Raw genomic sequence first — 26496 nt, forward strand, 5'->3', positions numbered from 1 at the left:
CCCCTACCGCGGCCGGTACGCGGCCATGTCGGCCCGCACCTGTGCGGAGAAGAGCGCCGGGCCGATCGCGTCGGAGTGGGCCAGGCCCTCGGGGGTGAGCCGGAGGCGGCCGTCGGCGGTGGCCAACCAGGGCTGCCAGGGCGCGAGTTCGGCCTCGAAGTCGTCCAGCACGGAGGACCCGAACCACACCTGGTAGTCCGTCAGGGAGAGCCCCTCAAGCTGGAGCAGCGACTGGATCAGGTGCCGCCGGCGCGACTCCTCGGGCGTCATCCACCGCCCGATCGCGGCGTGGCCGAAGTCCCGCGTCGCCACGTACCCGTCGATGATCGAGCGCACCTCGGTCGCGCTGACGGCGTAGTCGAAGGAGTAGTGCAGTCGCGCGGTGTACGAGCGCGCGCCGCAGCCCAGGCCCACCATGCCGTCCGTCTGGCAGCTGTACTCGCCGCCGCCCGCCTCGGGCGAGTCGGCGCGGCGGAACATCCGCATGGACACCTGCTGGTAGCCGTTCGCCAACAGGTGGTCGCGCCCGGCGCGGTAGAGCCGCAGGCGTTGGGCGTCCCAGCCCGCCGGCGACTCCTCGCCGGGCCGCCGGGCCAGCCCGGTGAGCGGGCGGACGTAGAGCGGGTAGAGGTAGAGCTCCTCGGGCCGCCAGGCCAGCGCCGCGTCCAGCGACTGGAGCCAACTCGCCTCGGTCTGGCCGTCGATGCCGTAGATCAGGTCGATGTTGAGCACCGGGAAGCCGGCCTCGCGGATCCGCCCGAGTGCGGCCTCCACGGCGGCGCGCTTCTGCGGGCGGACGGCGGAGCGGGCCTCGGCGTCCAGGAAGGACTGCACGCCCAGGCTGAGCCGCGTGGTGCCGCGCTCGGCCAGCACGCGCAGCCGGTCGGCGGTCGCGGTGTCCGGCGAGGCCTCCACCGAGAGCGGGACGGCGCGCAGGTCGGCGCCCATCCGGTGCTCGGCGATGTCGCAGAGCCGCTCCAGCTCACCGGCCGTCAGGTAGGTGGGCGTGCCGCCGCCGAAGGCGGCCAGCGCGAACCGGGCGTCACCGTCCAGGGCTTCGCGGACGGCCGTGGCCTGGCGCTCCAGCGCGTCCAGGTAGGCGGTGGTCAGGCCCTCGGGCGCGCCGATCCGGGTGAACAGGTTGCAGAAGCCGCAGCGCACCTCGCAGAACGGCACGTGCAGGTAGAGCGAGAGCGCGTGCTGCGGCTCGCCGGCCCACACCTCGCGCAGCGCCACCGCGGGCTTCAGCTCGCGGTAGGCGGTCTTGTGCGGGTAGGCGTAGACGTAGGACTGGTACGGCGAGGCGGAGTTCATCGAGCGGTGCCTTCGGGCTGGTGGGGAGCGGCAGCGGGGACGCTCAAGGCGGGGACGGTCGAGGCGGGGACGGTGAAGTGCGCGTACGGCACCGTCCAGACCGTCGGGTGGCCGATCCGGTGGCCGGTGTACCCGTCCTCGCCGTAGGCCGTGCCGTGGTCGGAGCAGACGATCGCGAAGCACGGCAGGCTCCGGCTCAACGCCCGCAGCAGGCGCGGGATGTGGCGGTCCACGTACTCCAGCGCGGCGGCGTGGCTGGCCCGGCTGTCGCCGTCCTCGCGGGTCGCACCCGGTAGGTGGAACCAGTTGGGCTGGTGCAGCGCCGAGACGTTGAGCAGAAGGAAGAGCGGCCGGCCGGCGGGCTGTTCGGCGGCCACCCGCTCGGCGCACGCCACCTGGGCCTCGAAGGAGGTGGCCGACGGCACCCCGAACTCCGGCTCCCAGTAGCTCTCCTGGAACATCCCGGGGAGCACCGAGCCGAGCGGTCCCTGCTTGTTGAAGAAGCCGACGCCGCCGATGCAGACCGTCCGGTAGCCGGCGCCGGACAGTGCGGAGGGCAGGTCGGGGGTGTCGAAGACCCAGGTGCGCGGCTCGGTGGTCTCCGAACCGGCGAACCGGGCGGCGAACAGCCGCGGGTGCGGACCGTCGGGCGTCGCGGGGGTGGGCAGGAACCCGGCCAGCATGGCCTGGTGGGCCGCGTAGGTGAAGCTGCCGGGGGTGTGCCGGCGCTCCCAGCGTCCGTCAGGCAGAACGGCGGTGAGGTTGGGCAGCCGGCCGGCCTCGGCCAGCTCCCGGGCCACGTCGTAGCGCAGGGTGTCCAGGGTGAGCAGCAGGATGTGGTGGCTGCCGACCACCTGGTTCATGTCGGGTATCTGGTCGGTTGTCTGATGGTGCGTCATATCACGGTGTTCCGGAGGAGGGCGGCGAGCTGGGCCTGGTGGGTGTCCAGGCCCTCGGCGGGGGTGCCGGGCAGGCCGGTGAGGTTGGGCAGCAGGTCGCCGAAGGCGTTGACCTCGCCGACGTGGAAGCGCTGCCAGTCGGTGCCGGGTAGCAGGTCGACGCCGACCATCGGGGCGTGCGGGAAGCAGGCGGCGGCCTGCTCGCAGACCCGCAGCAGCTCGGGCCAGCGGGCCCCCGCCGCCTCGACGGCGAGGGCCAACTCGCCCCGGGCGCCGCCGAGGTGGAGGTTGGTCAGCGGACCGCCGCTGGTCCGCACCACCGCGTGGGTGGCCCGGCCGGCGATCACCACCACCCGCAGGTCGGCGGTCCGGCCGCGCTGGGCGCCCTTGGGGATCCACCGCTCGACGTGCAGGCCGTCCGGGGCCAGCCGGTCGACGATGGCGGCGACCTCGGACTCGTCCCGGTAGCGGCGCACCCGCAGCGAGTTGTGCAGCTCGCCGCCGGTGAGCTCCACCGAGGTGGTGGCCTGCACCTGCCCGCGCGGGCCGAACTCCAGGGCGAGCACACCGCTGGCCGAGGAGCCGTGCGCGGGCTTGACGAAGACCCGGCGCAGGCGGGCGGCGGACAGCCGCTCGCGCAGGTCGGCCCAGTCGCGCACCGGTCCGGCGCACTGGTCCAGGGCCGCCGGCACCGGGACCCCGGCTGCCGAGAGCAGCCGATGGGTGGCCCGCTTGTCGAACATGGTGGCGATCTCGGCGGGGTCGCCGAGCAGCCGGGCGCCGGGGGTGGCCCGGACGGTGGCGGCCAGCCGCTCCAGCGCACCGGTGACGCCCCGGTACCAGGCGGCGCCGCCTTCGACCCGGGTCGGCGCGTAGCCGCCGCGCGGGCCGGCGCGGTGGCCGCTCGGGCCGGCGCGGTGGCCGTCCGGGCCGGAGCCCTCGCTGTCCGGGCCGAAGGCGGCGCCCCGCAGCAGCCGGTCGACCGTCTCGTCCTCGCCGGGGGAGTCGACCCGCACCACCGTGTCGGGCGCCAACCGCACCTCGCCGCCGAGCAGTTCCCGCCAGGGCAGCACGCTGGGCGTGGGCAGCCCGGCGGCCCGGGCGGCGGCCGCGAAGAGGGTGACCCGCCGGTGGCCCGGGTGGCCGACCACGGCCAGCGGGCGCCCGGGGCTCAGCAGCCGCTCGGGGCTCAGCAGCCGCCCACCGGCCGTCCGCTCACTCGCCGTTGGCCACATAGCGCCATTCCCCCTCCTCCCGCTCCTGCTCGCTCAGGTCGACCTCGGCCTCGGGCAGCGCGAGCCGGATCCGCTCGATCATCTCGTCGCTGAGGAAGTGGTGGTGCAGGTCCAGGGCCCGCAGGTGGGTGAGCGGCTGGCCGGAGAGCAGCGCGGTGGCGCCCTCGTCGGTCAGCGTGCCCATGGCCAGGCTCAGGCTCTCCAGCCGGGCGACCACCGGCGCCCCGGCCACCGCGCTGGCTATCTCGTCCGCCAACTCGCTGTCCTCCAGGCCGAGGTGGCGCAGCGCCGGGAACCGCGAGCCGTCCAGGAACGGCGCCAGGTCGGGCACCGTGGCGTCACCGCCGTACCAGCTGACGCCCAGCCAGAGCTCCAGCCGCTCCAGCGCCGGCAGTTCGCAGGCGCCGAGGGCCCGCACCACGCCGCCCGGCAGGCCGCCGGTCTCCAGGCGCAGGGCGCGCAGCCGCTCGTGCCGCACCTCGGTCAGCACCAGGTCCTGGCCGCCGCGCACCACCAGCTCCTCCAACTGCGGGAAGGCGGTGAGGGCAGGGGTGATGTCGGCCATGTGCAGCCAGGAGAGCTCGTGCTCCTCGTAGACCACGTCGCCGATGAAGAGCGCCCGCAGGTTCGGGAACCGGTCGGCGCTGGCGGTGATCAGGGCGAGCGAGTCGGTCAGCGGCTCCTCGCCGTCCTCGAACCACGGGCCGATCACCACGGCGGTGATCCGCTCCGTGTCGACCGTGTCGAGGAACTGCTGCCAGCGGTCGGCGAAGCCGGGGCCGTCCTCGTAGCACCTGACCGCGACCCGCCAGGCCGCCGCCTCGGGCGCGGGCTGCCTGCCCTTCGGGCCGCCGGTGTCGGGGAACAGGTCGTGGACCGGGAGTCCGTGGAACTCCTTCAGGTGCTCACTGATCGCCATGGCGCTTCTCCTGGGCGGTGGATCGGGGTCCTTGATCGGGTCCTTTCCTATCAGCCCCCACCGACGCAGCCCCCACCGACTCATCCCGCACCACGGCCCCACCGGGACCCCGACCCGCCGTGCGGGCGTTGTCAGCGCGCTCGCCTAGCGTTCGAGTCGTGAGTGGCGCGGGACACGCGCCGCCGGCGAAGGAGACGTGATGTACCGACAGGGCGACGTGCTGATCGTGCCGGTCCCCGAGAGCGCCGCGCCGGGCCCGGCCAGCGGCTTCGCCGCGCAGCCCAGGGACGCCCGCGGGCGGCTGGTGCTGGCGCTCGGCGAGGTCACCGGGCACGCCCACGCGATCGTCGGCCCCGGTGAACTGCTGCGCGAGCCGGGCCCGTTCGCACCGGCCTGGCTGCACCTGCCGGAGGGCGGCCGGGTGGTGCACGAGGAACACGCGGCGATCCCGCTGCCCAAGGGCTGGTACCGGGTGGTGCGCCAGCGGGAGTACACCCCGGGCGCGGTGCGGGTCGTCGCGGACTGACCCCGGCACCCACCGTCAGTTGAGCACACGACAGGCGATCGAGAGGAAGCACGACGTGACAGCGACCCAGCAGGCCGGACCCCGCCCCGGGGCGGACGCGGTCCGCGACTGGCGGACCGTCGGCGCGGCCACCGGGCCCGCCGACCGGGCCCGGGCCGAGCGGGCCGTGCTGGCCGCCTACCGGGCGGCCGGGGTGGTCGAGGAGCCGGCCGTGCTCTGGTTCGACTCCCCGCTCCAGGCGGCCGCCGCCGCGCTGCACCTCACCGGGCGGGCCGACAAGCTGCGCGGCTGCCCGGGCTGGGACCAGGTCGCCCGGCTGCCCGAACTGCCCGAGGCCGGCCGCTCGGTGCGCGAGCAGGTGCGCACCGCCCCCTGGGAGCGGGCCCGGCGCCGGGCGCACCAGCGCCTCGGCCCGCTCGGCTGGTCCGCGCTCTGGTCGGTGACCGGCGGTGAACTCTGGCCCACCGGGCAGGCATTGGCCGATCGCATCCGCGCGGGCGTGGCCGAGCGGTTGCACGGCGACCGGCAGTCGGCGGTCGGCCCGGTGCGCCAGGTGCTGCTGGACGCGGTGCTCGGCCAGCACGACGCCGCCTGGCTCGCCGCCTTCGACGCGGCCGGCGAGGTGGACGCCGGCCTCGCCCCGCTCGCCGAGCTGTCCCGCAGCGCCGGCTGGTGGTGGCCGTACGAGCGCCTGGTGCTGCTCTGCGAGCGGCCGACCGAGCTGCATCGCGACGAGGCCGGCCGGCTGGACCGGCCCGACGGCCCGGCGCTCGCCTACCCGGACGGCTTCGCCCTGCACGCCTGGCACGGCATGCCGGTCCCGGCCGACTTCCTCGCCAACCTCGGCGACCTCACCCCGGCCCGGATCCGCGAGGAGGAGAACGCCGAGCTGCGCCGGGTGATGCTGGAGCACTACGGCTACGACCGCTACCTCGCCGACTCCGCCGCCGAGCCGCTGCACCGCGACGAGACCGGCGTGCTGTGGCGGATCCAACTCGACGACGACGAGCCGGTGGTGATGGTCGAGGTGGTCAACTCCACGGCCGAGCCGGACGGCAGCTTCCGCACCTACTGGCTGCGGGTGCCGCCGACCACCGGCACCGCCCGCGAGGGCGTGGCCTGGACCTTCGGACTGACGGCGGACCAGTACCGGCCGCAGCGCGAGACCTGACGATGCGTCAGACGGCTTCCGGGCCCGGACCGTTCCGGAGCCGGCGGGCGGCCGCCAGCAGGTCGGCCGGCAGGCCCGGGCCGGCGCAGGCGCGGTCGATCAGCAGGTCCCGGTAGGAGTCGGCCGGCAGCTGCGGGGCCAGCTCGATGAGCTCGCGCAGGTCGGCGGGCGCGCCGGTGTGCCGTGCGCGGTAGGCGGCCCCGGCGGCACGGAGCGTCGGCTCGGCGGGCTCGTGGAGGAGCCCCTGGTCGACGTGTCGGACCGCGGCGGCGAAATCGCCCTGCTCGGCCCGCACGTCGGCCAGGTCGAGGTGGAGCGACCAGTTGGCCGGATCCAGGGCGATGGCCCGCTCGAACGCCGCCGCGGTCCGCTCGGGGTCGCCCAGCCTGCGCCAGGTGCCCGCCCGCACGACCTCCGTCAGCATGACCCGCTCGACGGCGTCCGCCCGGTCGCAGAGGGCCAGGGACTCGTCGGTGAGCCCGCAGGCCCGCAGCAGGATCGCCATCCTGGCCAGCGCCTCCGGCCGCGGTTCACGGGCGGAGACCGCCTCGACGGCGTGCAGCCAGGGCCGGAACCGGTCCCGCATGTCGTCGCTGTCCAGGCCGTGGCCGTGGTCCATCGTCCGCATCGCGGCCTCGGCCAGCGCGTCGGCGCTCACGGCGCCGAGGAACCGCTGGTCCCCGAACCACGGCGCGGCGGCCCAGGCGATGTCGGGCCGCGCGCCGGTGACCGCCCCGATCGCCAGCGCCGCGCCGTCCGGGTCGCCCCGGAGGAAGTCGACGTAGGACTGCGCCAGCACGGTCGGCAGCGTGCCGCCGTCCTTGAGCAGCGCGGCCAGTTCGGCGGGGCGGTCACGCCACCACTCGGCGAGCACCGCATAGGGTTCGGGGTCCTGGGGCGCCTCGGCGACGGCGCCCGTCAGGTGGTGCAGGGCGGCCTGCGGGCTGTCCCCGCAGTGGGCCAGCACCCGGGCGAGGGCCGCTGCGGCTACGACGGTTCGGTTCGACACCGTCAGAGGGTAGCGGGGCACGGCCCGTCAGGCCGCCACCGCCTTCGCCCGGTCGGCGGCGATGTGCAGGGCCAGGCCGCCCAGCACGGTGCCCATCGCGTAGCGCTGGATCCGCAGCCAGGCCGGGCGGCGGCCGAGGAAGCCGGCGATGCTGCCCGCGCCGAGGGCGATCAGGCCGTTGACGGTGACCGCGACGGCGATCTGGGTCAGGCCGAGCACGAAGCTCTGCGCGGCCACGTGGCCGCGCGCGGGGACGACGAACTGTGGCAGCAGCGAGACGTAGATGATGGCGATCTTGGGGTTCAGCAGGCAGGTCAGGAAGCCCATCGCGAAGAGCTTGCGCGGCGGGTCCGGCGGCAGCTCCCGGGGCGCGAAGACGGCGGTGCCGCCGGGCTTGACGGCCTGCCAGGCGAGGTAGAGCAGGTAGCCGGCGCCGGCCAGCTTGAGCGCGGTGTAGAGCAGCGGCACCACGGCGAAGAGGGTGGCGACGCCGGCGGTGACGGCCGTCAGGTAGACCAGGAAGCCGGTGGCCACGCCCGCCAGGGAGAGCAGTCCGGCGCGGCGGCCCTGGGCGATCGAGCGGGAGACCAGGTAGATCATGTTCGGGCCGGGGGTGAGGACCATGCCCAGGGCGACGGCGGCGAGGCCGAGCACGCCCTGGGTGTCCACGGCTGAGGTGAGCGCGTCCATGTGGCGAGGCTAGGGCCGAGTCGGAGCTCGGTGCAATGATGACTTTACACTCGGTGCAATCCGCTCGGCGCGTGGGATCCACGACGCGCGATCAGCGCTACTCGGTCCGCAGTGCAGTGGCGGTCCGGGAGCGCGCCGCCCACCCGGCCGGCAGCAGTGCTCCGAGCAGGGCGATCGCGATCCCGCCGGCCAGCAGCGGGAGCAGTGTCCCGGTGGTGTAGACGTGGGTGACGCCCGACGGCAGGTTCCTGCCGAGCGCGCTCACCATCTGAGTCAGCGTCACCTGCTCCACCGCCATCCCGATCGGGACCCCGACCAGCCCGGCGATCAGGCCGGTGAGGCTCACCGAGGTCAGCACCATCGCGATGGTCTGCCTGGGCGTCATCCCGAGGGCCTTGAAGATCCCCAGGTCGTGGATCCGTTCCCGGGTGTCCTGCACCACGGTGTTCAGCACGCCGAGCGCGGCGACCGCGATCATCATCAGCGTGAGGGTGGCCACCAGGGCGACCATGGTGAGCACCGTGAGGTTCGGGTACGTGATGATCGGGGTGGCCTCGGCGTGCAGCGGGGTCAGCGCGGCGGCGGCCGAGGCGGACCAGGTGGAGCCGCTGACGTTGTCGGCCAGCTCGACGTTGAACTGGCTGATGTACGGCGTCAGGCCGGCGGCGGTGAACGTGGCATTGTCGGTCATCACGACCCCGTTGCCACTGGCGTCGAAGTCGATGCCGACGACCCGCAGCGGCAGTCGCTTGTTGTCCTGCGCCACGGTGACGATGTCGCCGACGTGCACCCCGACAGTCGAAGCCAGGTGGTCGTCGACCACGGCTTCGCCGGGGTTCTGATACCAACGGCCGTGCAGCAGCTCCAGGTTGGTCCAGGACAGGTCGCCGGTGGTGGTGTCCACCGTCGTGTAGTCCCCCGTCGGCGCCCCGATCACGGTCGCGCCGCTGTCGCCCCAGCCGAACGCGGCCTTCGTGCCCGGGATCGAGGCGAGCGCGGCGGCCACTCCGGTGGAGTCCAAGTGGGGCTCGGCAGGGCCGCCGGCGGAGTGGAACCCGGTGGGCGTGCCGGCGGGCACCACGATCATCGCCCCGGCGCGGAAGCCGGCGGTGCCCGTGTCCATGTAGTTGGTGAACGTGGTCTCCAGCCCCGTCGCGAAGGTGACGCTGACCGCGCCGAACAGCACTGCGGCGCCGACCAGGACGGTCCGGGCCGGTTTGGCGAACGGCTGGGCCAGTCCCAGCGACATCGGCCGGGGCAGCGGCAGCCTGCTCGCCAGGCGCTGCGCGCGTTGGCCGCGCCGGGCCTTCGGGGCGCGGCCGACGACCAGGGTCCGCACCGCCGGCATGCGGCCGGCCCGAAGTGCCGGGACGAGCGCGGTGACACCGACGATGACCAGGGTGCCGATCGGCACGACGAGGCTGACCCACACCGGCAGACCGGTGCTGGTGGCACCGAGGTCCTTGCTGGCGTCGCCCAGGACCGGAACGGCCAGCAGGTTGCCCATCAGCGTGCCGCCCACCACGCCGATCGCCGCCGGGATCAGGGCCTGCGCGGCGTAGGCGCGGGCCACCTGCCAGGGGGTGAAGCCGAGCGACTTCAGGATCCCGATCCGCCGGATGCCCGAGACCACCGCGCCGCTGACCACGATCGCGATGATCAGCACCGACAGGAACAGGCCGAGGACGCCGAAGACGACCAGGAACGGCACGTAGGACTTCGCGGTGCCGACCGCCTGCTTCTCCGCGGCCAGGTAGGTCTGTCCGCTCTCGACCGAGCCGGCCGGTGCGGCGGCGGTGATCGCCTGCTTGTCCGTGGCGAGGTCGGCGTCGGTCCCGGACTCGGCGAACCGGTACAGCATCTGCTCGTCGGTCTCGGCGCCGGCGGCGGTCAGCCGCGCGAAGCCGTCGGTGGTGAGGAAGCCGGTGGCGGTGTCGGTCAGCGAGTTCGCAAGGCCGACGACCTTGAACGAGGGCTTGCCCGGCAGCGAGTCGAACACCACGGAACCGCTTGGGCAGAGACGGTCCCAGTAACGCAGGACGATCTCATTCGCGCTGGTCGGCCACCTGCCCTGTGCCAGGGCCAGCTGGTCCAGGCCGGAGGTGCCGGCCAGCTCGGGCCGGGTGCTGGCGACGACCGACCCGGCGGCGCGACCGGCCTGCGGCATGCCCGGGGCGATGTTCGCGGTGCAGTCCGCGCCGTAGGTCGTGTTCAGGGCGGCGGTGACCGGGTACGGCCCGGACGCCTCGGTGACGCCGGTGGTGTGCGCGGTGGCGGCCGCCTGCGCGGCAGTGGCCTTCGAGCCGTCGAACTGGACCGAGAGGTGCGCGCCGTGGCGGGCCTTGAAGGCGTGCTCGAACGGGGCCTGCACGACGGCCAGCAGACCGAGCGAGAGCACCGAGGAGGTGACGGCCGCGAACGTCGTCAGGGCCATCACGAGGGACTGCACACGGCGCCGGCCGACGCCGGAGCGCACGACCTTGCCCAGGGCGCTCATCGGCCCGCTCCCGCCGGGCTGTTGGAGGTGGCTCCGCTGACCGTGTTGACGACGTCCCGGGCCACGGCACCGTCCACCAGCTCGATCGTGCGTCGCGCGGTGTTCGCGGCCAGCCGGGTGTCGTGGGTCACCAGCAGGATGGTCTGACCCTCGGCGTTCAGGTCCAGCAGCAGCCGGCGCACGTCCTCGGCCGACTGCGAGTCCAGCGCGCCGGTCGGCTCGTCGGCCAGCAGCAGCGCCGGCCGGTTCATCAGGGCCCGGGCCACCGCCACCCGCTGCCGCTGACCGCCGGACAGCCGCTGCGGGTAGGCCTTGGCGTGCCGGTCGATGCCCAGCGAGGCGAGCAGCTCGGTCGCCCGCCGCTTCACCTCGCCCTTGCCCATCCCGGCCAACTGCGCCGGAACCATCACGTTGTCAAGCACCGTCAGGTCGTCGAGCAGGTTGAAGAACTGGAAGACCATGCCGATGGAAGCCCGCCGGTACTTCGCCGAACCGGCCTCGCCGAGCTGGTCGACCCGGGTTCCGTTGACGGTCACGGTGCCGCTGGAGGGCTTGTCCAGACCCGCGACCAGGTTCAGCAGCGTCGACTTGCCGCTGCCGGAATGGCCGAGGATCGCCACGCACTCACCAGCCGCCACGGTCAAGGTCACCCCGGCCAGCGCGGGCGGGCCGTCATCGTATTTCTTCGTCGCGTCCTGGAGATCGATTATCGGCTCATTCGTCATGGCCACGAACCTAGGAACGGACCGTGATCCGCCGCATCGGCCGGCGGATGTGACTCTCCCCCAGGCCATCGGCCCGGCGGCTACCCCTGCGTACATCCCCGGGGTGACGCGCGGAGCCGACGCCGGTCAATACGATCCCCGTATGGAAGAGCTGCTCCGGCGTTTCTCGACATCGGCCCCCGTGACCTGGCTGACGACGCGGGCCGTGCTGCTGGCCGCCACCGGCTTCTACGCGCTGATGCTCTTCTGGACGCTGCCGGTCCATCAGCTCCGGCGCTACGACGGCCCGCCCCTCCGGTTCCCCGACTTCTGGCCCGACCAGATGATCGGTCTCTGCCTCGTGCTCGCCGTTCCGATCCTGCTGGTGCGCCGGCTGCCCACGGCGGCCTTCGCGGCGATCCTGGGCGAAGCAGCCCTCGGCGACCTCTTCGGCGCGCGGCCCTGGATCGAGCTCCCCCTGCTCCTGCTCCTGGCCGGGCACCTCGCCGCCCGGCGGCCGGCAGCCGCCGCCGTCGGCTCGGTCGCGGCCGTCGCGACCGACTTCGTCGAGCGCACCCTCGTCTCCCCCTGGGAGTCCATCAGCGACGCGGCCCCGCGGGCCGGGCAACTCGCGTTCCTGTTCGCGGTCGCGTGGGTCTTCGGCGTGGTGTACCGCAAACGCCGCGAGTACCTCGACGCCCTGCACGAGCAGACCGCGGCCCACGCCGTCATGGCCGAGCGGCTGCGGATCGCCCGCGAGCTGCACGACAGCGTCGCGCACAGCATCGGGATCATCACGGTGCTGTCGGGAGCGGCGGCGCGGGTCGTGGAGACCAAGCCCGAGCAGACGCGGCAGGCGCTGACCGGCATCGAGACCACCAGCCGGGAGACGCTGCTCGGGCTGCAGCGCATGCTCGGGGCGTTGCGCCGCGCCGAGCCCGACGACGCCGTGCCGCAGGCCGCTCCGCTGGCGCCGGGCGGCAGCCTGGCCGACGTCCCGCGGCTCGCCGAACGCACGGCCGACGCCGGGGTGCGGGTGCAGGTGACCTGGCGGGGCGAGCAGCGCCCGCTGCCGCCGGAGATCGAGCTGTCGGCGTTCCGGATCGTCCAGGAGTCGGTGACGAACGTGGTGCGGCACTCCGGTGCGCGGACCTGCCGGGTCGCGGTCGGTTACGAGCCGACCGGAGTGACGATCGAGGTGGTCGACGACGGGGACGACGGCCCCGGCGGACCCGGCCGTCCGAGACACTCGGTGGCGGCCGGCGGGAGCGGCTTCGGCCTGCTCGGCATGCGCGAGCGGGTGACGTTGCTGTCCGGCCAGTTCACCGCGGGCCGGCGCCCGGAGGGCGGGTTCCGGGTGGCTGCGAGAATTCCGGCATGAGCGTGCGGGTACTGCTGGTCGACGACCAGCCGCTGATGCTGGTCGGGCTCGCGATCCTGATCGGCGACACCGACGACCTGGAGGTGGTCGGCGAGGCCGGCGACGGCCGCGAGGCGGTGCGCCTGGTGCGTGAACTGCGGCCGGACGTCGTGGTGATGGACATCCGGATGCCGGCCATGGACGGGATCGAGGCGACCCGGCGGGCGACCGCCGAGCCGGACCCGCCCAAGGTGCTGGTGCTGACGACCTTCGACGACGACGAGTACGTCTACGGCGCCCTGCGCGCCGGGGCCAGCGGATTCCTGCTCAAGAGCATGGCTCTGGACGCGATCCTGGACGCGATCCGCGTGGTGGCGGCCGGCGACGCGTTGATCGCGCCGAGCGTGACCCGCCGGCTGATCGCGGACTTCGCCGGAACGTCCGGCTCCGCGGCCCCCGGACCGGACGCCGAGCCGGCCGCGGACCCGCGTCTCCTCGCGGGGATCACCGGCCGCGAGCGCGAGGTGCTGGCACTGGTCGGACAGGGGCTGTCGAACGCCGAGATAGCCGAGCGGTTGGTGATCAGCGTGGCGACCGCGAAGACGCATGTCGCGCGGCTGTTCGCCAAGCTCGAAGCCCGGGACCGCGTCCACCTGGCGATCACCGCCTTCGAGGCCGGACTCGTGCCGCGCAGACGGTAGACACCATCGCCCGCGCCCGTGCTCGCGAACCAGCGTGCTCCGTCAGCTCCGTCAGCTCCGTCAGCTCCGTCAGCTCCGTCAGTTCCGTCAGTTCCGTCAGTTCCGTCACAGAGGTCTCCCATGGACGACTACCGCCTGCTCGCCGACGAGGTCGCCGCCGCCATCGCCGACGGGCGCCTGCGCCCGGGTCAGCAGCTGCCCACCCAGCGCGCCTTCGCCCGCACTCGGGGCATCGCCGCCTCCACCGCCGGGCGGGTCTACCGCGAGCTGGCGCGCCGTCGGCTGGTGGTCGGCGAGGTCGGGCGCGGCACCTTCGTCCGGGCGGGCCGGCCCGGCGCGGAGCAGCCGGTCGCGCTCGCCGAGCCGGCCGCCCCGGACCGGGTGGACCTGGAGCTCAACTACCCGGTGGTGCCCGAGCAGTCCGCGCTGCTCGCCGCGGGGCTGGCCCCGCTGCTGCGCCCGGACGCGCTGGAGGCGGCGCTGCGCCCGATCGGCGTGGCCGGCACGGCGGCGGCGCGGCGGGCCTTCGCGGGGCTGGTGGAGGCCGCGCCGCAGGAGGTGCTCTTCGCGGGCAGCGGGCGGCAGTTGCTGGCCGCCGCGCTCGGCGCGCTGGTGCCGACCGGGCAGCGGCTGGGCGTGGAGGAGCTCACCTACCCCGTGGTCAAGGCGGTCGCCGAGCGGCTCGGGATCGCCCTGGTGCCGCTGGCCGTGGACGAGCAGGGCGTGCTGCCGCAGGCGCTGGCCGCGGCCCACCGGAGCGCCCCGCTGCGCGCCGTCTACCTCCAGCCGCGCCTGCACAATCCGCTCGGTGCCAGCCTGTCGCCCGAGCGGTGCGAGCGGCTGGCGGGGGAGCTGCGGCGGCTCGACCTGCCGGTGGTCGAGGACGCCATCTGGTCCTTCCTGCACCCCGGGCGCCCGGCGCTGGCCGCGCTGCTGCCGGAGCGCACGGTGCTGGTGGACAGCCTGTCGAAGCGGCTGGCACCCGGGCTCACCACGGGGTTCGCGGTGGTGCCGGACGCCGGCCTGCGGGAGCGGCTGGCGGCCGCGCTGCGCTCCGGCGGGTGGGCGCCGAGCGGGTTCGCGCTGGAGGCGGCGGTGCGCTGGGTCGGCGACGGCACGGTGGCGGCGGTGGAGGGGGCGAAGCGGGCGGACGCGACGGAGCGTCAGCTGGTGGCCCGTCGGCTGCTGGCGGGCCGGGCGGTGCGCTCCGACCCGGTTTCGTACTACCTCTGGTGGGAGCTGCCCCGGGCCTGGCGGGCCGAGACCTTCGTCGCCGCGGCGGCGCGCCACGGCATCGCGGTGACGCCCGCCGCCGCCTTCGCCGCGGATCCGCGCAGCACCCCGAACGCCGTGCGGGTCGGCCTGGCCTCGCCCGCGCTGCCGGTGCTCCGGGAGGCGCTGGGCACGCTGGCCCGGATCGCGGCGAGCACGCCGGAGGAGCTGTGGTGATCCCGCACTGGCGTTCCTAGGGGTCCTAGGTTTAACCTAGGGCTCCTAGGATCACCATGGGAGGGGACCGATGGCGAGGGCCGGACTGACGGCGGAGCGGGTGACGCTCGCGGGCGCCGAGTTGGCGGACGAGATCGGGCTGGACCGGCTGACGATGGCCCAGGTGGCCCGCCGGCTCGGGGTGAAGGACGCCAGCCTGTACACCCACGTGCGCGGCCTGGACGACCTGCGCGGGCGGATCGCGCTGCTCGCGGCGGACGAGAAGACCCGCCTGATGGCGGACCGGATGGCCGGCCGCGCGGGCAAGGACGCGCTGGTGGCCTACGCGAACGGCTGGCGCGAGTACGCCCACCGGCACCCGGGGCGCTACCTGGCCACCCAGCTCACGGTCGACATCGACCCCGAGCTGGTCGAGGCCGCCCCCGGACCCCGGTTGGCCGTCGAGCTGACCTGCGGGCTGCTGCGCGGCTACCGGCTCGCCGAGCCGGACCTGACCGACGCGGTGCGCCTGCTGCGCAGCACCTTCCACGGCTTCGTCGCCCTGGAGGCGGCCGGTGGCTTCGCCCACCAGCGCCCGGCCGAGGACTCCTGGCTGCGGGCCCTGGACGCGCTGCACGCCCTGCTGGAGAACTGGCCCGTGACGGAGGAGCGATGAGCGAGCTGCGGGTGCCCGGGGCGACGCTGCACTACCAGGTGCACGGCGCGGGCCCGGTGCTGCTGCTGATCCCCGGCGGCACCGGCGGAGCGGCCGGATTCACCGCAGTGCTGGACCGGCTGACGGTGGATCACACCGTACTGACCTACGATCCGCGCGGGATCGGGCGCAGCCCACTGGACGAGGCCGACGCCGAGCAGCGGGTGGCGGAGCACGCCGAGGACGCGGCCCGGCTGCTCGACCTGGTCGCGCCCGGTGAGCCGGTGCGGGTCTTCGGGGCCAGCTCGGGCGCGATCGTCGCGCTGCACCTGGCGTGCGTCGAACCCGGGCGGGTGGCACGGGTGGTGGCGCACGAGCCGCCGCTGGTCGAGGTGCTGCCGGACGCCGGGGCCCAGCGGGCGATGGTGGCCGGCGTGCGGGAGGTGTGGCGCAGTGAGGGCGTGCCGGCGGCCGTGGCCGCGCTCGCGACGGGGCTGAGCCGGGACGGGAAGCCGGTGCAGGTGGGCGAGTTGCCGCCGCGGCTGGCGACGGCGATGGGGTACTTCGTGGGGCGGATCGTGCCGAGTTTCATGGTGCACCGGCCCGATCTCGGGCGGCTGGCTTCGCTCGGGGACCGGGTGGTGCCGGCCGTCGGCGCCGAGTCGCACGGTGAACTGCCGTGCCGGGCGGCCGAGTCGCTGGCCGCCCGGCTGGGTCGGGAGCCGGTGCTCTTCCCGGGCGGCCACGTCGGGTTGAGCACCCACCCGGCGGAGTTCGGCGACCGGCTCCGGCAGGTCCTGACGGCCTGACGGAGCCGGACTGACGAACCGTCAGGTCCACTGCTCCGACGGCTTGAGGCCCGGGAGCGGCTTGCCGATCACGGCGAGGGCGACGTAGAAGTTCACCTGGCCGATGGCGAGCGCCAGGGTGGTGAGCGCGGTCGGGTCGTAGACCTTCGAGGCCTCGGCGAAGAGCTCGTCGCTGACCCGCTCGCCGTGCGGGTTGGGCTGCAGCACCGCCTCGGTCAGGGCCAGGGCGGCCCGCTCCTCGGGGGTGAAGTAGGGGGCGTCCTGCCAGGAGGCGACGGCGGTGATCCGCTCCTCGGTCTCACCGGTCGTGCGCAGGCTGGTGGTGTGCATCACGGTGAGGTAGGTGTTGCCGACGATCTGGCCGGCCCGCAGCTGGAGCAGGTCGATGGTGCGCTGCGGGACGACCCCGCTGCTGACCGCCTTGTACATGGCGCCGCCGACCGGCCCGAGGGCGGGCACGAGCCGGGCGGGGTTGGGCAGGCGGGAGGCGGCGGTGGTGACGGTTCCGGTGGCGGTGACGGTCCCGGCGGTGGTGATCTCGGTGCTCATCAGCGGTGTTCCCTCGTTCTCGTGGGTTCTCGTTCGTTGCGGACACAGCACTGACGGAGCGTCGGACCGGGATGTGACAGCGCGGGCGAAGTTATTCGGTTGTCCCGCCGGCGCCGTGACGGAAGAGTCGGAGCATGCCGACCCCCGTGCCCACCCCCGCCCTGCCGCCGGACTACCGCGCCCGGCCCGCCACCGAGGCCGACGTGCCCGCGATCCACGCGCTGCTCGCCGCCTGCGAGCGCGAGCTCTACGGGCGGGCGCAGTCCGACCAGGGGGCGGTGGCGGCCGTGTTCGCCCGGCCGGGCCTGCGCCCTGCGGCCGACACCCTGCTGGTGCACGACGCGGACGGCCGGCTCGCCGCCCGCGCCTGGGTGGACCGCCGCAGCGAGGTGGACGTGCACCCCGCGCACCGCGGGCGCGGGCTCGGCCCGGCGCTGCTCGACTGGGTCGAGGCGCGCGCCCGCGCGGCGGGCACGGCGGCCGTGGTGCAGATCGTGCCGGACGGCGACGCGGCGGGCGGCGCGATCGTCCGCTCCCGCGGCTACCGCGCCGCGGTGACCTCCTGGCTGCTGGAGTTCGCGATGGCCGAGGAGCCGGCCGTGTCGGCCCTGCCGCCCGGGGTGACCTGTCGGCCGTTCCACTCCGGCGACGAGCGGCAGGTGCACCGGCTGCTGGAGGACGCGTTCGCCGACTGGCAGCCCCGGCGCAAGCCGTACCACGAGTGGGCCCAGCACACCGTCGAACGCCCCAGCTTCGCAGCCGAGTTGTCCCCGCTGGCCTTCGCCGACAGTGAACTGGTCGGCGCTGCCGTCGCCTTGGACCTGCCGGAGACCGGCGAGGGCTACCTGGAGCAGCTCGCGGTGCGCGCCGACCACCGCCACCGGGGCATCGCCCGCGCCCTGCTGACCCGGGCCTTCCGGGCCTCCTACCGCTCCGGGCAGCGCAGTTGCACGCTCTGGACCCATTCCGACACCGGCGCGCTCGACCTCTACCTCCGGGTGGGCATGCGGGTGCGCCACGCCTCCACCGTTTACCGCAAGGAGTTCTGACGATGCGCAAGATCCCCACCCTGTTCCGCCGCGATCCCGAGGACCGGGCCCGGGTCACCGCCGAGGTCAACCCCGGCTGCGAGTGGGTGCTGGCCGGCGAGGGCGTGGCGACCCGCAAGTACGACGGCACCTGCGTGCGCCTGGACGAGTCCGGCGCCTGGTGGGCCCGGCGCGAGGTGAAGCCCGGAAAGGCCGCCCCGGCCGGCTACCTGCCGGTGGAGACCGACCCGGTGACGGGCAAGACGATGGGCTGGGAGCCGATGGCGCAGTCGCCGTTCGCCAAGTTCCACGCCGAGGCCTTGCAGTTCCACGCCGAAGCACTGGACGCACTGGAGTCCCACGCCGAGGCGCCGGCGGACCGGTCCGACCTGGTGCCGGGCACCTACGAGCTGGTCGGCCCCAAGCTGAACGGCAACCCGGAGCGCCGCACCACCCACGGGCTGGTCCGGCACGCCGAGGCCGAGGTGCTCCCCGTGCCGCAGCGCGAGCACGCCGCGCTGCGCGACTTCGTGCTCGCGCTGGCCGCCGAGAGCGGCGCCGAGGGGCTGGTCTTCCACCACCCGGACGGCCGGATGGCGAAGTTGAAGGCGCGCGACTTCGGCTGACGGACGCGGCCGGTTCCACGATCCGGACGGCAAAGACCAGGATCCGGACAGGCGGTTGACGGTCCGTGGGCGCGGCGACTAGCTTCCCCGGCATGCAGCGGTACTCCCTGGCACTCACGACTCGCGGTCACATCGACCTCCTGCGAGTCTGTTCCGCTGCCTGTCGCGCCTGCTGAGCAGCGCGCGCCCCTCTCCTTTCCTCCGGCCCGTTCCGGGTTTCCTTCCGCACGTCAACCCTGCGCCCTGCCGCGCCGGTTGACGCTGCGTGAACCCTTTTTGCCGCTATCCGAAAGCCTGGTTCCGTCATGCCCAAGCTCCGCCCTGCCCTCGTTCTCGGCGCGGCCACCGCCGCCGTGCTCGCCACCGCGCTGCCCGCCGGCGCCGCCACCACGGCCGCCCCGGCGGACACCCGTCCGCTCCCGCCGGTCCAGGTGCTGACCGACCGTCCGGGCACCGCCGCGGGCGACATCTTCCTCTCGCCCATCTCGGCGAACAGCGCCTACGCCAGCGGGGTGGAGATCCTCAGCCACGACGGCAAGCGGGTGGTCTGGTCGCACCAGGTGCCGGCCGGCCAGGAGGCGGCCGACTTCCGCAAGCAGACCTACGAGGGCCGCCCGGTGCTCACCTGGTGGCAGGGCACCGGACTCGGCGGCCCGGCCAGCGGCGTGGACGAGATCTACGACGAGCACTACCGCAAGATCGCCGAGGTCCACGCGGGCAACGGCTACACCGCCGACGGCCACGAGTTCCTGATCACCCCGCAGAACACCGCGCTGATCCTGGCCTACTCCGTCACCACCGCCGACCTGCGCTCGATCGGCGGCCCGGCGAACCAGAAGGTGATCGACGGGGTGGTGCAGGAGGTCGACATCCGCACCGGCAAGGTGCTCTTCCAGTGGAACAGCGCCGACCACGTGCCGTACGCGCAGAGCGAGCAGCCGCTGCCGGCCTCGGCCGACCAGCCCTGGGACTGGTTCCACGTCAACGCCGTCAAGCTCGACACCGACGGCAGCCTGCTGGTCGACGCCCGCAACACCTGGACCACCTACCAGGTGGACCGCCGCAGCGGCCGGATCAACTGGCAACTCGGCGGCAAGGCCAGCTCGTTCACCCTGCACACCGCGAACGGCACGCAACTCAACGACGCCGGTGCGCCGTTCAGCTGGCAGCACGACCCGGAGCCGCTGGGCGGCGGCCGCTACAGCTTCTTCGACAACGAGTCGGCGGGCGTGGCGAACACCGGCGCCGGCGCCGTCGAGGAGCTCCCGTACAGCCGGGTGGTCACCGTCCAGCTCGACCCGCGCACCCACCGGGCCACCGTGGTGCGCACCGAGGACCAGCCGTACGGGCTCAGCGCCTCCTCGCAGGGCAACGCGCAGCCGCTGCGCGGCGGGCACACCTTCGTGGGCTGGGGCTCGCTGCCGTACGTCTCGGAGTTCGACCGCTCCGGCCGGGTGCTCTTCGACGCGCAGTTCCCGGCGGGGGTGAACACCTACCGCGCCTACCGCTTCCCGTGGAAGTAGGCCTGCCGCAGTAAGCCCCCAAGGCCCGGGCGGAGCCACCGTGCTCCGCCCGGGCCTCGGTGTTTCCCCGGCTTTCCCTGGCTTCCCTGGCCTTCCCCGACGTTCGCCCGGCACCGAAAGTTGGTTGTATAGTCGTAACTATTGTGGATAGTTAACCAAACGGGGAGGGACCCGTGGCGGAAACCAGTACGGACCAGCCCGGCGCAGCACAGCGCCGGACGCTGATCCTCGCGATCTGTTGCATGAGCCTGTTCGTCGTCGGCATCGACAACACCATCGTCAACGTCGCGCTGCCCGACATCCAGCACGACCTCAACGCCTCCGTCTCGGGGCTGCAGTGGGTGATCAGCGCCTACACGGTGGTGATCGCCAGCCTGCTGCTGCTGGCCGGCTCGACCGGTGACCGGATCGGGCGGCGGCGCACCTTCCAGATCGGCCTGGCGCTCTTCACCCTGGGCTCGCTGCTCTGCAGCCTGGCGCCCGGGCTCGGCTGGCTGATCGCCGCCCGGGTGGTGCAGGCCGCCGGCGGCTCGATGCTCAACCCGGTGGCGATGGGCATCATCACCAACACCTTCACCGAGCCGCGTGAGCGGGCCCGGGCGATCGGCGTCTGGGGCGGGGTCGCCGGAGTGAGCATGGCGCTCGGGCCGGTGATCGGCGGGCTGTTGGTCGGCAGCGTCGGCTGGCGGGCGATCTTCTGGATCAACCTGCCGGTGGGCCTGGCCGCGATGGCCCTCGCCCAGCGCTTCGTGCCCGAGTCGCGGGCCGCCAAGGCGCGCCGGCCCGACCCGCTGGGCCAGCTGCTGATGGTGGTGCTGCTCGGCCTGGTCACCTTCACCCTGATCGAGGCGCCGCACGTGGGCTGGACCACGCCGCGCACCATCGGCTCGTTCGTGGTCGCCGCGCTGGCGGCGGTGGCCTTCGTGCTCTGGGAGTCGCGCTGCGCCGAGCCGCTGATCGACCCGCGGTTCTTCCGCAGCGTGCCGTTCGCCGGCGCCACGGTGATCGCGGTCTGCGGCTTCGCCTCGCTGGCCGGCTTCCTCTTCCTCAACACCCTCTACCTGCAGGACGTGCTGGGGTACAGCGCGATGAAGGCCGGCTTCTACGTGCTGCCGATGGCCGTGATGGCGATGGTCTGCTCGCCGATCTCCGGGCGGCTGGTCGGCGGCCGGGGCCCGCGCCCGCCGCTGCTGGTGGCCGGGACGGCGATGGCGGTCAGCGGCGTCCTGCTCAGCGGGCTCTCCGCGCACATGCCGGTGGCCCGGCTGATGGCGGCCTACGTGGTCTTCGGGATCGGCTTCGGCATGATCAACGCGCCGATCACCAACACCGCCGTCTCCGGCATGCCGCGCAGTCAGGCCGGGGTCGCGGCGGCCGTCGCCTCGACCAGCCGGCAGACCGGGCAGTCGCTCGGCGTCGCGGTGATCGTCTCGGTGGTGGTCTCCAGCGTGCACGGACCGCTGCGCACCGGGTTCGCCTCGGCCAGCCACGCCGGTTGGTGGATCATCGTCGGCTTCGGCCTGGTCGTGGTGGTGCTCGGTATCCTGTCCACCGGTGAACGCGCGGTGCGGACGGCCACCCGGGTCGCCGAGTCGCTCGAACCGACGGACCGTCGGACACCCGTCAGCACCGGCGTGAACACCTGAGCCAGACCGCAGTGAGATGAACGCAGCGGCAATGAACGCAGCGACGTGAACGCAGTGACATGAACGAGATGGCATGAACGACGAAGCCCACCGCGCCACCGCCACCCGGATCTACCAGCGGATGGCGCACCTCGTGCTGGAGTCCGACAACCGCCGGCGCGAGGTGGTGGACGCCACCGGGCTGAGCTTCGCCCGGGTCCGGGCGCTGCGCCGACTGGCCCGGCAGCCGATGCGGATGAGCGAGCTGGCCGCCGAGCTGGTGGTGGACAAGCCCTACACCACCGTGATCGTGGACGAGTTGGAGCGGCGCGGCCTGGTGGTGCGCACCACGGCGCCGGACGACCGCCGGGTCAAGGTGGTCACGGTGACCGAGCAGGGCCGCGAGCTGGCCGAGCTGGCGAGCGCGATCCTGACCCGGCCGCCGCAGGCGCTGGTCGCGCTGCCCGCCGCCGAGATGGCCGAGCTGGACGCCCTGCTGGCCAAGCTGGCGCCGTGAGCCGACGGCACGCCCCGGCGTGCACTCCGGGCCTGACCCGCCGTCGGGTGTGACCCAGGCGACACCCGGTGTGAGGCTTGCGCGCGTCGCCCGGGAGGAAGGATCCCCCCGAAGATCATCATGTGCATGGTGATCCGCAGGGGAGGGCGGGATGACGGTCACCGAGGAGGAGTTCCTCGCGCTGTCCGCCGAGCTGACCGGCTTCGCGGCCGCGCAGCTGCGACGGACCGGACTGGCGGACGGTTACCTGGAGCTGACGGTCAAACGCCTCGGCGAGCCGGCACTGCGCGCGCTGCTGACGGACCGTTCGGGCGCGGCGGCGGCGGACCTGGCCCACCTCTGGTACGTCGGCGGCTGGCCGGACGAGCCGGAGCTGGTCTCCGGCGAGGCCTACCGGCAGGCCCTGGTCTGGCGCACCATCGGCGTCCGGGCGCCCGCCACCGACCCGGCGGGCTACGGCAGCTGGTCCGCCCCACCGTCGCTGGGACCGGGGGCCGCGCGGTGAGCCGCTGGGACGCCGTGGTGGTCGGCGCCGGGATGGCCGGCAGCCTGGTCGCCAAGGAGCTCGGGGCGCGCGGCTGGCGGGTCCTGGTGCTGGAGGCCGGGCCCGGGCAGCCCGAGCCGGCCTCGCTGGAGCGCTTCCGCTCCGCCGTCTTCAAGACCCCGAACTCGCCCTACGCCCCGGCGCCGTACGCGCCCTCGGCGGACGTGCTCGACCTCTCCCGCCCGCCGGGGGAGGGCCACCTGGTGCAGCAGGGCCCGCTGCCCTACGCCTCCGGCTACCTGCGGGCCAACGGCGGCACCGGTCTGGTCTGGACCGGACTCGCACCCCGGATGCACCCCGAGGACTTCCGGGCCGGCGACTTCGGGCACGGGCGCAACTGGCCGATCGGCTACGACCAGCTGGAGCCCTACTACCAGGCCGCCGAGGCCGAGTTGGGCGTCGCCGCGGACGCCGCCGAGCAGCGCGCGGCGGTCGGCCTGCCGATGCCGGAGCAGTACCGCTTCCCGATGCCGGCCGTCCGGCACAGCCACCTCGACACGGTGATGGCCGGGGCCTTCGACGGCCGCACCGCGCACGACCCGGCCGCCGGGGCGCCCACGCCGCTGCGGGTGACCACCACCCCGCACGCCCGCAACACCACCGCCGAGGGCGGACCGCGCTGCGCCGGCCACGCCAGCTGCGTGCCGATCTGCCCCTCGCACGCCAAGTACACCCCGCTGCGCACCCAGGCGCGGTGGAGCCCGACGGTCACCCTGGTCACCCGCGCCGTGGTCACCCGGGTGCCGCTGGACGGCACCGGCCGCGCCACCGGTGTCGAGTACCGCCGCCACGACGCGGCGGGCGCGGGCCCGGTCGAGCGGGTCACGGCCGGGCTGGTGGTGCTGGCCGCGCACGCCGTCGAGAACGCCAGGCTGCTGCTGCTCTCCGGCGCGGGCAACCGCAGCGACCAGGTCGGGCGCAACCTGATGGACCATCCGGTGCTGCTCACCTGGGGGTTGATGCCCCGACAGGTCGGACCGTACCGGGGCCCCGGCTCCACCACCGGCCTGGAGGGCTTCCGGTTCGGCGCGGCCCGGGCGCGCCGGGCGCCGTTCCGGGTGGAGATCGGCAACTGGGGCTGGAGCTGGGCGCTCGGCGGCCCGGAGCAGCGGGTGGCCGGGCTGCTGCGCGAGGGCCTGTTGGGGGCCGAGCTGCGCCGCGCGGTCGGCGACCGGGTCGGGCGGGAGTTCGCCTTCCAGTTCGAGCTGGAGCAGGACGCGGTGCCGAGCAACCGGGTCACCCTGCACCCGACGCTGCGCGACCCGCTCGGACTGCCCCGCCCCGCCGTGCACTACGACCTCTCGGACTGGGTCAAGCGCGGCTTCGCCTCCGCCTTCGCGGTCTCCGAGCAGCTGATGGCGCTGCTCGGCGCCGAGGACCACACCGAGTTCGCGCCCGGCCCGCTCTGGCCGGGGGCCTTCGAGCACCAGGGTCGCCGCTACGCCTACCGGGCGGCCGGCCACGGCGCGGGCACCCACGTGATGGGGGCGGCGCCCGGCGATTCGGTGGTCGACGAGTGGCAGCGCTGCTGGGACCACCCGAACCTCTACGCCGTCGGCTGCGGCAGCATGCCCAGCGTCGCCACCGCCAACCCCTCGCTCACCATGGCGGCGCTCGCCCTGCGCAGCGCCGACCGGATGCACCACGACCTGACCCGAGCGCGCCGGCCCGCCCAGCCGGCCCGCACCCGATCGCCGGAGGAACGCCCGTGACGAACCGCCCGCTGCCGCTGCCCCCGGTCGCCGAGCCCTACCAACTCCCCTTCCACTACGGGGCGCTGCACATGATCGGGGTGGACTGGCTGGTCGACCCGGAGCCGGCCCGGGCGGTGCTGGCGAAGCGTCACCCGGCCCTGGAGGCAGCCACCTTCGAGGACGGGCGGGCCTGCGTCTCGGTCAACTACCAGCTGTACTTCGCCCAGTACCCGTTCGGCGGCGGCATGACCCAGGAGGTCGAGGTCAACGTCATCGCCCGCCCGCGCGGCAGCGCCGGGCGGCTGCCGGAGCTGGGCTACCGGGACTACGCCCGGGGCTACGACCAGACCAAGCTGCTCGGCATCGCCCGGATCCACGTGCTCTGCGACAACCCGCACGCGATCGACGCCGGCCGCCGGCTCTACGCCGAGCCCAAGCACCCCGGCAGCTTCGAGGTCTCCATGCCCTCGCTCAACGGGCCGTCCGAGGACCGGACCTGGGAGATCAGCGGAAAGGTCGACGAGGAGACCCGCTTCACGCTGCGCGCCGACCTGGCCGGCCTGGAGACCGAGCCCGTGGTCACCGCTCCGGTCACCGGTTACGGCACCGATGAGCAGGGACGCCTGCTGGCCGGCCCGATGAACGTCTACCAGCCCTTCCAGCTCCGGCTGTTGGCGGACCGGGCCGACGCCGCCGAGCGGGTGCGGCTCGACCTGACCGACCCCGGCAGCGAGGTCGGACAGCTGCTGGGCGACCTGCTGGGAACGGCTGCCCCGGCCGGGGTCTGGACCTACCAGTCCGCCCCGGTCGCGGCCCACCTGCGCGCCTACTACCTGCCGACCGAGGCTGGCTGACGGGACGTCAGACGGCTCGCAGCGTGCGGACCCGGGCCCGGTCCCGGTCCCGGTCTCGGCCTCGGCTGAGCTGGGCCAGGGCCTGCTCGGTCGCCTCGTCGGCCGGCAGGAAGACCACCAACTGCTGCGAGCCGTCGGCGGTTTCGAGCACCTCCCGGTCGAAGGCCAGCGGACCGGCCTGCGGGTGGGCCAGCCGCAGGGGGCCACGGGCCGGTACCTGGTGGAGGTTCAGGCGCCGGGTGAACTCGGGGCCGGCGACCGGCGCCAGCTCGCTGCTCAGCCACTCGGAGTTGGCCACGGTGGGCCCGAGCCAGAGGTCGAAGGCCTGCTCGTCGGCCACCGCGTCCCAGTCGGCGAAGAACTCCCGGGCGCGCGGATCGGTGAAGACGTAGCGGGTGAGGTTGGGCTCGGCGGCCTCCAGCAGCCCGCTGTCCGCCATCACCGCCGCGAAGCCGTCGGTGTGGGCGAGCACGTCGCCCAGGCGGTTGGCCACCACGGCCACGCCCGGTTCCAGCAGCCGCAGCGTCTCCAGCAGCGCGGGGCGCACCTGACGGGGCGGCGGCTCCGGCCGGGTGTGCCCGGCGCACTCGCCGCCGCTGATCTTCGCCAGGTAGCGCAGGTGGGCCCGCTCGGGCACGTCCAGGCTGAGCGCGTCCGCGATCGCGTGCACCACCGGGGGCGACGGGTTGCGGTCGCGGCCCTGCTCGATCCGGGTCAGGTACTCCACGCTCACCCCGGCCCGGGCGGCCAGGTCCTGGCGCCGCAGCCCGGGCGAGCGTCGGCGCCCGCGCTCCGGCAGTCCCAGCGCCTCCGGCTGGATGCTGTCCCGTTTGGCCCGGATGAAGTCCCCCAGTGGTGATCCCATGTCAGGGAGCATAGGGCGGCCCGGTCCGGCTCAGCGTGGCCCTGCCGGGGCCAGCCTGAGCGCGGCCTGGTTGCCGTCCGGGCGGCGCAGCACAGTGGTGGCCATGAACACGAACGAGAACACGAACAAGAACCAGAACAAGAACCAGAACACGAACCCGAAGCTCGTGATCATCGTCGGCAGCGTCCGGGAGGGCCGGTTCGGCCCCGTGGTGGCCTCCTGGGTGGCCGAACAGGCGGCCGCCCACGGCGGGTTCGAGGTCGAGGTGGTGGACCTCGCCGACTACGACGTGCCGCTGGCGCTGCCCGCCGAGTCGCCCAAGTTCGCCGGCGACGCCTACCCCCGCCCGGCCGGCCTGGCCCCGCTGACCGCCGCCCTGGACTCCGCCGACGCCTTCCTGGTCGTCACCCCCGAGTACAACCACAGCTACCCGGCCTCGCTGAAGGCCGCAATCGACTGGCACTTCACCCAGTGGACGGCCAAGCCGGTCGCCTTCGTCAGCTACGGCGGCGCGGCGGGCGGGCGGCACGCGGTGCTGCACCTGGAGAACGTCTTCACCGAACTGCACGCGGTGACCATCCGGGACGGCCTGGCCTTCCCGATGTACTTCACCGGCTGGCAGGACGGCGCGCCGCTCGACGGGCAGTCGGCCGGGTACGCCAAGACGCTGCTGGACCAGCTCTCCTGGTGGGCCGACGCACTGCGGACGGCCCGCGCGGCGGCGCCCTACCCGGCGTGACGGCCGGTGCGACCG

26 protein-coding genes are annotated in these 26496 nt (G+C 74.1%); 16 read left to right on the forward strand and 10 right to left on the reverse strand.

Features of this window, described 5'->3' with window-relative positions; translation table 11 throughout:
- Positions 1–3: 3 nt before the first annotated feature.
- From FHX73_RS26740 to FHX73_RS26755, 4 genes are read right to left on the reverse strand one after another with little or no spacing between them, the layout of a single operon-like run.
- Positions 4–1314, reverse strand: coding sequence for an STM4012 family radical SAM protein (locus FHX73_RS26740; RefSeq protein WP_145907858.1), 1311 nt, complete (start codon positions 1312–1314; stop codon positions 4–6).
- A complete protein-coding gene (locus FHX73_RS26745) occupies positions 1311–2177 on the reverse strand; it encodes an STM4013/SEN3800 family hydrolase (RefSeq protein ID WP_170305035.1) in 867 nt (288 codons plus the stop codon). The genes FHX73_RS26740 and FHX73_RS26745 overlap by 4 nt, the downstream gene beginning before the upstream one ends.
- 32 nt (positions 2178–2209) lie before the next feature.
- Positions 2210–3448 carry an STM4014 family protein gene (locus FHX73_RS26750; RefSeq protein WP_170305036.1) on the reverse strand — a complete coding sequence of 413 codons (1239 nt, stop codon included), beginning with the start codon at positions 3446–3448 and terminating at the stop codon, positions 2210–2212.
- Positions 3429–4367 (reverse strand): STM4015 family protein, encoded by a 939-nt coding sequence (locus FHX73_RS26755; RefSeq protein ID WP_145907862.1) that lies wholly within the window; start codon positions 4365–4367, stop codon positions 3429–3431. Before FHX73_RS26755 ends, FHX73_RS26750 begins: the two co-directional genes overlap by 20 nt.
- A gap of 199 nt (positions 4368–4566) precedes the next feature.
- Between FHX73_RS26755 and FHX73_RS26760 the strand changes: the two genes are divergently transcribed.
- Both FHX73_RS26760 and FHX73_RS26765 read left to right on the forward strand, forming a co-directional pair.
- Positions 4567–4893 carry a hypothetical protein gene (locus tag FHX73_RS26760; RefSeq protein WP_145907864.1) on the forward strand — a complete coding sequence of 109 codons (327 nt, stop codon included), beginning with the start codon at positions 4567–4569 and terminating at the stop codon, positions 4891–4893.
- A 55-nt stretch (positions 4894–4948) separates the two neighbouring features.
- Positions 4949–6064, forward strand: a complete 1116-nt coding sequence (locus FHX73_RS26765; protein WP_145907865.1) for a DUF6745 domain-containing protein — start codon at positions 4949–4951, stop codon at positions 6062–6064.
- Between the two features lie 7 nt (positions 6065–6071).
- Here FHX73_RS26765 and FHX73_RS26770 read toward each other — a convergent pair whose 3' ends face one another.
- From FHX73_RS26770 to FHX73_RS26785, 4 genes are all read right to left on the reverse strand, one after another.
- Complete coding sequence (locus tag FHX73_RS26770) at positions 6072–7073, reverse strand: tetratricopeptide repeat protein (protein WP_246213739.1); 1002 nt, start codon at positions 7071–7073, stop codon at positions 6072–6074.
- Between the two features lie 27 nt (positions 7074–7100).
- Positions 7101–7763, reverse strand: a complete 663-nt coding sequence (locus FHX73_RS26775) for a LysE family translocator (RefSeq protein WP_145907867.1) — start codon at positions 7761–7763, stop codon at positions 7101–7103.
- 97 nt (positions 7764–7860) lie between these two features.
- Complete coding sequence (locus tag FHX73_RS26780) at positions 7861–10260, reverse strand: FtsX-like permease family protein (protein WP_145907869.1); 2400 nt, start codon at positions 10258–10260, stop codon at positions 7861–7863.
- The gene (locus tag FHX73_RS26785; RefSeq protein ID WP_145907870.1) at positions 10257–10985 is read right to left on the reverse strand and encodes an ABC transporter ATP-binding protein; all 729 of its coding nucleotides are present in this window, start codon (positions 10983–10985) and stop codon (positions 10257–10259) included. Before FHX73_RS26785 ends, FHX73_RS26780 begins: the two co-directional genes overlap by 4 nt.
- Before the next feature lie 142 nt (positions 10986–11127).
- Between FHX73_RS26785 and FHX73_RS26790 the strand changes: the two genes are divergently transcribed.
- The 5 genes from FHX73_RS26790 (at position 11128) to FHX73_RS26810 (ending at position 15917) form a co-directional block, all read left to right on the forward strand.
- Positions 11128–12345 carry a sensor histidine kinase gene (locus FHX73_RS26790; RefSeq protein ID WP_211786258.1) on the forward strand — a complete coding sequence of 406 codons (1218 nt, stop codon included), beginning with the start codon at positions 11128–11130 and terminating at the stop codon, positions 12343–12345.
- Positions 12342–13025, forward strand: coding sequence for a response regulator (locus FHX73_RS26795; RefSeq protein WP_145907871.1), 684 nt, complete (start codon positions 12342–12344; stop codon positions 13023–13025). The genes FHX73_RS26790 and FHX73_RS26795 overlap by 4 nt, the downstream gene beginning before the upstream one ends.
- A 120-nt stretch (positions 13026–13145) precedes the next feature.
- Positions 13146–14474 carry an aminotransferase-like domain-containing protein gene (locus FHX73_RS26800; RefSeq protein ID WP_145907872.1) on the forward strand — a complete coding sequence of 443 codons (1329 nt, stop codon included), beginning with the start codon at positions 13146–13148 and terminating at the stop codon, positions 14472–14474.
- A 70-nt stretch (positions 14475–14544) separates the two neighbouring features.
- Positions 14545–15129, forward strand: coding sequence for a TetR/AcrR family transcriptional regulator (locus FHX73_RS26805; RefSeq protein ID WP_145907873.1), 585 nt, complete (start codon positions 14545–14547; stop codon positions 15127–15129).
- Positions 15126–15917, forward strand: a complete 792-nt coding sequence (locus FHX73_RS26810) for an alpha/beta fold hydrolase (RefSeq protein WP_145907874.1) — start codon at positions 15126–15128, stop codon at positions 15915–15917. The genes FHX73_RS26805 and FHX73_RS26810 overlap by 4 nt, the downstream gene beginning before the upstream one ends.
- Before the next feature lie 21 nt (positions 15918–15938).
- Here the strand turns inward: FHX73_RS26810 and FHX73_RS26815 are convergent, their stop codons facing one another.
- Positions 15939–16466 carry a carboxymuconolactone decarboxylase family protein gene (locus FHX73_RS26815; protein WP_145907875.1) on the reverse strand — a complete coding sequence of 176 codons (528 nt, stop codon included), beginning with the start codon at positions 16464–16466 and terminating at the stop codon, positions 15939–15941.
- A 134-nt stretch (positions 16467–16600) separates the two neighbouring features.
- Here FHX73_RS26815 and FHX73_RS26820 point away from each other — a divergent pair, with 134 nt between their 5' ends.
- The 8 genes from FHX73_RS26820 to FHX73_RS26855 all read left to right on the forward strand — a co-directional run bounded on the left by FHX73_RS26820 (position 16601) and on the right by FHX73_RS26855 (position 24877).
- Positions 16601–17515, forward strand: coding sequence for a GNAT family N-acetyltransferase (locus FHX73_RS26820; protein WP_145907876.1), 915 nt, complete (start codon positions 16601–16603; stop codon positions 17513–17515).
- 2 nt (positions 17516–17517) lie between these two features.
- Positions 17518–18120 carry an RNA ligase 1 family protein gene (locus FHX73_RS26825; RefSeq protein WP_145907877.1) on the forward strand — a complete coding sequence of 201 codons (603 nt, stop codon included), beginning with the start codon at positions 17518–17520 and terminating at the stop codon, positions 18118–18120.
- Positions 18121–18425: 305 nt separating this feature from the next.
- Positions 18426–19643 carry an arylsulfotransferase family protein gene (locus tag FHX73_RS26830; protein WP_145907878.1) on the forward strand — a complete coding sequence of 406 codons (1218 nt, stop codon included), beginning with the start codon at positions 18426–18428 and terminating at the stop codon, positions 19641–19643.
- A gap of 173 nt (positions 19644–19816) precedes the next feature.
- Positions 19817–21289 (forward strand): MFS transporter, encoded by a 1473-nt coding sequence (locus FHX73_RS26835; RefSeq protein WP_281292707.1) that lies wholly within the window; start codon positions 19817–19819, stop codon positions 21287–21289.
- Positions 21290–21362: 73 nt separating this feature from the next.
- Entirely contained in the window at positions 21363–21785 is a 423-nt protein-coding gene (locus FHX73_RS47325; protein WP_145907879.1) for a MarR family winged helix-turn-helix transcriptional regulator, read from the forward strand.
- Positions 21786–21936: 151 nt separating this feature from the next.
- A complete protein-coding gene (locus FHX73_RS26845; RefSeq protein ID WP_145907880.1) occupies positions 21937–22290 on the forward strand; it encodes a hypothetical protein in 354 nt (117 codons plus the stop codon).
- The gene (locus FHX73_RS26850; protein ID WP_145907881.1) at positions 22287–24041 is read left to right on the forward strand and encodes a GMC family oxidoreductase; all 1755 of its coding nucleotides are present in this window, start codon (positions 22287–22289) and stop codon (positions 24039–24041) included. Before FHX73_RS26845 ends, FHX73_RS26850 begins: the two co-directional genes overlap by 4 nt.
- Complete coding sequence (locus FHX73_RS26855) at positions 24038–24877, forward strand: hypothetical protein (RefSeq protein WP_145907882.1); 840 nt, start codon at positions 24038–24040, stop codon at positions 24875–24877. Before FHX73_RS26850 ends, FHX73_RS26855 begins: the two co-directional genes overlap by 4 nt.
- Positions 24878–24884: 7 nt before the next feature.
- Here the strand turns inward: FHX73_RS26855 and FHX73_RS26860 are convergent, their stop codons facing one another.
- The gene (locus FHX73_RS26860; RefSeq protein ID WP_145907883.1) at positions 24885–25742 is read right to left on the reverse strand and encodes a helix-turn-helix domain-containing protein; all 858 of its coding nucleotides are present in this window, start codon (positions 25740–25742) and stop codon (positions 24885–24887) included.
- Positions 25743–25845: 103 nt separating this feature from the next.
- Between FHX73_RS26860 and FHX73_RS26865 the strand changes: the two genes are divergently transcribed.
- Complete coding sequence (locus FHX73_RS26865) at positions 25846–26481, forward strand: NADPH-dependent FMN reductase (RefSeq protein ID WP_145907884.1); 636 nt, start codon at positions 25846–25848, stop codon at positions 26479–26481.
- The last annotated feature ends 15 nt before the right edge of the window (positions 26482–26496 follow it).

The sequence above is a fragment of the Kitasatospora viridis genome (genome assembly GCF_007829815.1).
GTDB lineage: Bacteria > Actinomycetota > Actinomycetes > Streptomycetales > Streptomycetaceae > Kitasatospora > Kitasatospora viridis.